The sequence below is a fragment of the Micromonospora sp. PRAS1 genome (assembly GCF_059553435.1).
The window spans coordinates 22,646-28,645 of the sequence record NZ_JCANNB010000057.1 but is presented as its reverse complement, the minus strand read 5'-3'; the positions used below and the strand labels follow the sequence as shown (position 1 = coordinate 28,645).

Annotated in this window: 5 protein-coding genes; 2 read left to right on the top strand and 3 right to left on the bottom strand. The window is 72.3% G+C overall.

What is annotated here, in order from left to right; all coding sequences use genetic code 11:
• From dapF to AC507J_RS30785, 3 genes are all read right to left on the bottom strand, one after another.
• On the bottom strand, positions 1–810 hold an 810-nt coding region (gene dapF, locus AC507J_RS30795), incomplete at its 3' end, for a diaminopimelate epimerase (RefSeq protein WP_496293803.1).
• Between the two features lie 20 nt (positions 811–830).
• The gene (gene miaA, locus AC507J_RS30790) at positions 831–1,748 is read right to left on the bottom strand and encodes a tRNA (adenosine(37)-N6)-dimethylallyltransferase MiaA (protein WP_496293809.1); all 918 of its coding nucleotides are present in this window, start codon (positions 1,746–1,748) and stop codon (positions 831–833) included.
• Positions 1,733–2,485, bottom strand: a complete 753-nt coding sequence (locus tag AC507J_RS30785) for a class III extradiol dioxygenase subunit B-like domain-containing protein (RefSeq protein ID WP_496293801.1) — start codon at positions 2,483–2,485, stop codon at positions 1,733–1,735. The genes miaA and AC507J_RS30785 overlap by 16 nt, the downstream gene beginning before the upstream one ends.
• Positions 2,486–2,785: 300 nt before the next feature.
• Between AC507J_RS30785 and AC507J_RS30780 the strand changes: the two genes are divergently transcribed.
• Together AC507J_RS30780 and AC507J_RS30775 are read left to right on the top strand one after the other, a co-directional pair.
• Entirely contained in the window at positions 2,786–3,994 is a 1,209-nt protein-coding gene (locus AC507J_RS30780) for a DUF349 domain-containing protein (RefSeq protein WP_496293799.1), read from the top strand.
• 434 nt (positions 3,995–4,428) lie between these two features.
• Positions 4,429–5,862, top strand: a complete 1,434-nt coding sequence (locus AC507J_RS30775) for a pectate lyase family protein (protein ID WP_496293797.1) — start codon at positions 4,429–4,431, stop codon at positions 5,860–5,862.
• Positions 5,863–6,000 lie beyond the last annotated feature (138 nt).

The following is a 6,000-nucleotide window of genomic DNA, read 5'->3' as shown; positions in this document are numbered from 1 at the left end:
GGCGACCAGGGCTGCGGGGCCGGAGAGCCAGCAGGAGTCGTCGTGCACGGTGACGGTGAGGCGTCCGCCGGGGACGTCGACGGCCACCGTACCGGTCTCCTGGTCGGCGTCGTGCAGCGCCACGGCGGCGACCGCACAGGCACCGGTGCCACAGGAGAGCGTTTCGGCGGAGCCGCGTTCGTAGACCCGCATCAGCACGTGCGCGTCGGTGCCGTCGACCGGCCCGCCCGGCACGGTGAACTCGACGTTCACCCCGGCCGGGAAGAGTGCCGGATCGAAGGCGGGTGCCCGGGTCAGGTCCAGCCCGGCCAGCTCCAGCCCGGCCGGCAGCGGGCAGACCAGGTGGGGGTTGCCGACGTCGACCGCGGTGCCCGGCAGGGTCAGCCCGCCCAGGGCGGCGGTCGAGGTCGCGTACCGCCGGGGGCGGCGCATCTCGACGGCGATGGCCTCGCCGTCGACCCGGGCGCGGACCAGCCCGGCCCGGGTCGCCACCGGCAACATCCCGCCGGCCGGCGCGGCCAGCCCGGTCTCCAGCAGGTACCGGACGAAGACCCGGGAACCGTTGCCGCACATCTCGGCGAACGAACCGTCGGAGTTCCAGTAGTCCATGAACCACTCCGCCGCATCGGCCAACGCGGCACCGTCGGGGTGCTTGGCCGCCCGCACCACCCGTAGCACGCCGTCGCCGCCGATCCCCCGCCGCCGGTCGCAGATCGCCGCCACCAGGTCGGGCGTCAGGTCGAGCGCGCCGTCCGGGTCGGGCAGAATCACGAAGTCGTTGCCGGTGCCGTGTCCCTTGGTGAACTCCACGCCTCCATCATCGCTCAGCGTCACCTGAGGATCCGCAGGGCGGCCTCGACCAGTCCCGGGTCGGCCGAGTCGAGCCAGTGCACCCTCGGGTCGCGCCGGAACCAGGAGCGTTGGCGGCGGACGAAGCGGCGGGTGGCCCGGATGGTCTCCTCGTACGCCTGTTCCTCGGTCAGCTCGCCGGCCAGGAAGCGCAGCACCTGCTGGTAGCCGAGCGCCCGGCTGGCCGTACGTCCCTCGGGCAGGCCGCAGCCGACCAGTTCGCGGGTCTCGGCCACCAGTCCGTCGGCCCACATCCGGTCCACCCGCAGCGCGATCCGCTCGTCGAGCAGCGCCGTGTCCAGGTCGACGCCGATCTGCACCGCCGGATAGTGCGGGGTGGGCTGCGGCAGCGCCGCGGTGAACGGCCCGCCGGTCAGCTCGATCACCTCCAGCGCACGGACGATCCGCCGGCCGTTGCCGGGCAGGATGCTCTCGGCCGCCGCCGGGTCGGCCGCGCGCAGCCGCGCGTGCAGCGGTGCCGGGCCGAGCGCGGCGAGTTCGCCCTCCAGCCGCGCCCGCACCGCCGGATCGGTGCCCGGGAACTCGAACTGCTCCAGCACCGCCCGCACGTACAGGCCGGACCCGCCGACCAGCAGCGGCACCCGCCCCCGGGCCCGGATGTCGTCCACCGCCGCCCGGGCCAGCCGCTGATACTCCGCGACGCTGGCCGGCTCGGTGACCGGCCAGATGTCGAGCAGGTGGTGCGGCACCCCGGCCCGCTCGGCGGGGGTGAGCTTGGCGGTGCCGATGTCCATGCCCCGGTAGAGCTGCATCGAGTCGGCGTTGACCACCTCGCCGCCGAGCGTCTGGGCCAGGGCGATGCTCAGTGCCGACTTGCCGGCCGCGGTCGGCCCGACCACGGCCACCACCGGGCGGGGGGCGATCACGACCGCTCCCAGGTCGCCACGAGGTAGGCCACGCCGTAGGGCGCCGCGTGGTGGAGCAGCTCACCGCGCCAGTCGCCGCCCGCCGCCCGGGCGGCACCGGCGAGCACCTGCCAGGGCGCCCGGCCGGCGACCCGCAGCTGCGCCGAGACCGCCGGGTCCAGGCCGAGCAGGGCGTCGATGTCCGCCTCGGCCAGGGCCCGGGCAACCCCTTCGTCGTACGCCTCGGCGCGCGGATCGGCGTAGCCGGGTGCCTTCTCCCCCCGGCACGCCGACCCGTCTCCCATCACCAGCAACGCCCACGGCTGCTCCGACCCGAGCCGGGCGCCGAGGGCCGCACAGTTCTCGGTCGACTCGTCGGCACCTACGGTCATCATCCGCTGGCCCCTTCCGTCCGCTCCGGCCGGCGGCATCCGGTCCAGCAACCAGGCACCGACCAGCAGACCGAGCGGGAGACGCGGGCTGCCGTTCCGTTCGTCGGCCTGGCTGGCCGGTTCGTCGGCCTGCCTGGGGAGGCGAACCTCCAGGGGCACTCCCCAGGGGGCGAAACTGCCCCGGTACGGAGGGTCGAGGTCGGCGGTGTCGGGGCCGACACCGATCACCAGGATGCTCCGGGCACCGGTGGCCGCCAACCGCGCCACGGCGGTGGCACAGGCGGCGCGGAGCTCGTCCAGTTCCGGTGCGGCGGCGCCGGCCACCTCGGGAACGAGCAGCGGCGGATGGGGGCAGACGGCGGCGGCGACCAGTGGCACCCGGCAACGGTATCGGTCCGCCGGTCCCGGCCGCCGCGGCGGATTGCCGGCGCGGTCCGGCAAGTTGGAGTTCGTCCGGTTATCGCCGGGTGCATCCCGGCCGGACGGACGCGACCGGCACCATCGCAGGACCGACCGAGGACTTCGACACCGGCGCTAGGACACCGTATGGTCACGGTCGGCGAAAGGCGCTCGACGCGGACCGGGGCGGACCTGTGACAATGCCCGGAGAAACTTGGCTGCGCCGTGGCGGGCTCCAGGAGGCTACCTCCTGGGCACCGGGAGAACGAGGATGGGCACATGAGCGACTGGACTGCCTTCGGACGGGTGGACGCGGACGGCACCGTTTACGTCAAGACCGCCGAGGGCGAGCGGGTGGTCGGATCCTGGCAGGCGGGAGCACCGGAGGAGGGGCTGGCCCATTTCGCCCGCCGCTTCGCCGACCTGGTCACCGAGGTGGATCTGACCGAGGCGCGGCTCAACTCGGGCGCGGCGGACGCCAACCACTCGCTGAGCAGCATCCGCCGGCTGCGCGCCTCGCTCGCCGAGGCGCACGTGGTCGGTGACATCGACGCGCTGGCCGCCCGGCTCGACAAGCTCGCCACGGTCGCGGAGGAGAAGGCCGGCGAGGCCAAGGCCGCCAAGGAGGCCGCCCGCAGCGAGGCTCTCGCCCGCAAGACGGCTCTGGTGGAGGAGGCGGAGAAGCTGGCCGCCGAGTCGACCGGCTGGAAGACCGCCGGTGACCGGCTGAAGGAGATCCTCGACGAGTGGAAGACCATCCGGGGGGTCGACAAGAAGACCGACGGTGAGCTGTGGAAGCGGTTCGCCGCCGCCCGGGACGGCTTCACCCGCCGCCGGGGCGCACACTTCGCCTCCCTCGATGCGCAGCGCAAGCAGGCGCAGACGGCCAAGGAGGAGCTGGTCGCCGAGGCCGAGAAGATCAAGGACTCGACGGAGTGGGCCAGCACGGCCAACCAGCTGAAGAACCTGATGACCCAGTGGAAGGCCGCACCGCGCGCCTCGAAGGAAGCCGAGCAGCGGCTCTGGGAACGGTTCCGCGCCGCGCAGGACGCCTTCTTCACCCGGCGCAGCGAGGTCTTCTCCGCCCGGGACAACGAGCAGCGCGCCAACCTGGAGCGCAAGCAGGCGTTGCTCGCCGAGGCCGAGGCCCTCGACGTCGACGGTGACCCGAAGGGCGCCCAGGCCAAGCTGCGGGAGATTCAGGCGCAGTGGCACGAGGCCGGCCGGGTGCCGCGCGAGGCGGCGGCCGGGCTGGATCGACGGCTGCGTGCCGTCGACGACAAGGTCCGCGAGGTGATGGACTCGGCGTGGCGCCGCACCACCCGCGAGGACAACCCGCTGCTGGCCCAGATGCGGGCACAGGTCGCGGAGGCCGAGGAGCGGTTGGCCCGGGCCCAGGCTGCCGGCGACGCCCGGCGGGTCAAGGAGGCCGAGCAGGCCCTCGCCTCGAAGCGGCAGTTCCTCCAGTTGGCCGAGCAGGCCGGCTGAGAGCAGGAGAGACCGGAAGCCCTCGGTTCCCCAGGCGGGACCGGGGGCTTTTCCGTCTGCTGTCACCGCTGGTCACGGCGATGTGAGCGTACGACATTTACATCGACGCTCATCTGTGATTATCTGAGGAAAGCGCTTGCCCAATTGGGCGGGCACGGGAGCCGTTCCGACCAGTTCCTCCGAGGGCAGGGCGCACTTCTGCGACCGCCCGGGCATCGCTGCCACTGGGCACGGCAGCCACCGGTGCCGGGGCGTACTCCTGCCGAGAAGTACGAGATGACGCAGCCGGGCGTACCCACGGCGAGCCACCACCTTTCCCGGTCGCCGGGGCAGCCCGCGTCGCGGACTCATCCGGGCCGGCGTCGGCCGCCGGTCCGCGACGGCCGAGGCGTCGTCCGACCCGTTCCGCGTACCTGATGATGAGGAGAACGAGCGTGCTTGCAATCGTCAAGCAGCCCCTGGCGCGACGGCTCGCGGCACTGGCCGCAGCGGCCGTCGCGCTGCCCGCGGCGGCCGTCGCGGTGACCGTCACCCCGGCGTCGGCGGCCACCGTCGACACCGGCGCCTACTACGTGTTCGTCAACCGCAACAGCGGCAAGGCGATGGACCTGTGGAACTGGTCCACCGCCGACGGCGGCGAGATCCGGCAGTTCACCCGCGGCGACGGCAACAACCAGCAGTTCCAGTTCGTCGATGTGGGCAGCGGCTACTACCAGCTGCGCAACCGGCACTCCGGCAAGGTCGTCACGATTCCGAACTCCAACGACGGCGTGCAGGTCACCCAGGTCACCGCGAGCAGCGACACCAAGCAGCACTGGCGGCTCGCGGACTCCGCCAACGGCGACGTCCGGTTCGTCAACCGGCACAGCAACAAGGTTCTGGAGGTCTGGCAGTTCTCCACCGCCGACGGCGGCATGGTCTCGCAGTACGCCAACGTCGATGGCACCAACCAGCGGTGGCAGCTGATCAAGTTGGGTGGCGGCACCACTCCCCCGCCCAACCCGGCGCCGCAGACCGGGCTGGTCGGCTGGGCCACCCAGAACGGCGGCACCAGCGGCGGCGGTAACGCCGGCACCACCACGGTCACCAGCGCCTCGGCGCTGACCAGCGCGCTCAACTCCAGCAGCGCGGCGGTCATCCGGGTCTCCGGCACCATCAACTGCTCCGGCATGCTGCGGGTCCGGTCCAACAAGACCATCCTCGGCAACGCGGGCGCGACGATCGCCGGCTGCGGCTTCACCATCAACGGCGACCGCAACGTGATCATCCGGAACCTGACCTTCCGGAACTGGGGCGACGACGCGATCAACATCGAGCAGTCGGCGACAAACATCTGGGTCGACCACAACACCTTCAGCGCCGGGTACGACGGCGCGGTGGACATCAAGCGCGGCTCCGACTTCATCACCGTGTCGTGGAACCGGGTGTTCAGCCACGACAAGACGATGCTGCTCGGGCACAGCGACGACAACGCCAGTCAGGACGTCGGCCGGCTGCGGGTCAGCTACCACCACAACTGGTTCGACGGCAGCAACCAGCGCAATCCGCGGGTCCGCTTCGGCAACCCGGTGCACGTGTACAACAACTTCTACAGCAACGTGCGCGGCTACGGCGTGGCGTCCACGATGAACGCCGGCGTGCTGGTCGAGGGGAACTACTTCGAGAACACCCCCGACCCGTTCCACCGGGGTGAGGGCAGCTCCGGCCCGGGTGCCCTGGTGGCCCGGAACAACCACTTCGTCAACTCGGGCAGCGGGCAGTCGGGCGGCAGCGTGGCCGGCATCCCGTACTCGTACACCCTGGACAGCGCGAGCAGCGTCAAGTCGATCGTGACGGGCGGCGCCGGCGCCGGTCGAATCTCGGTCTGACCGCGCGGTCAGGGCCGGTGTCGAAGTCCTCGGTCGAGCCGAGGCGGGGTCCAGGCGGCGTCCGACCAGGCGGCGCGCGAGCCCGCCGCAGGCCGGCCCGGGACTTCGACACAGGCCCCCGGGGCTGCGTGACGCAGC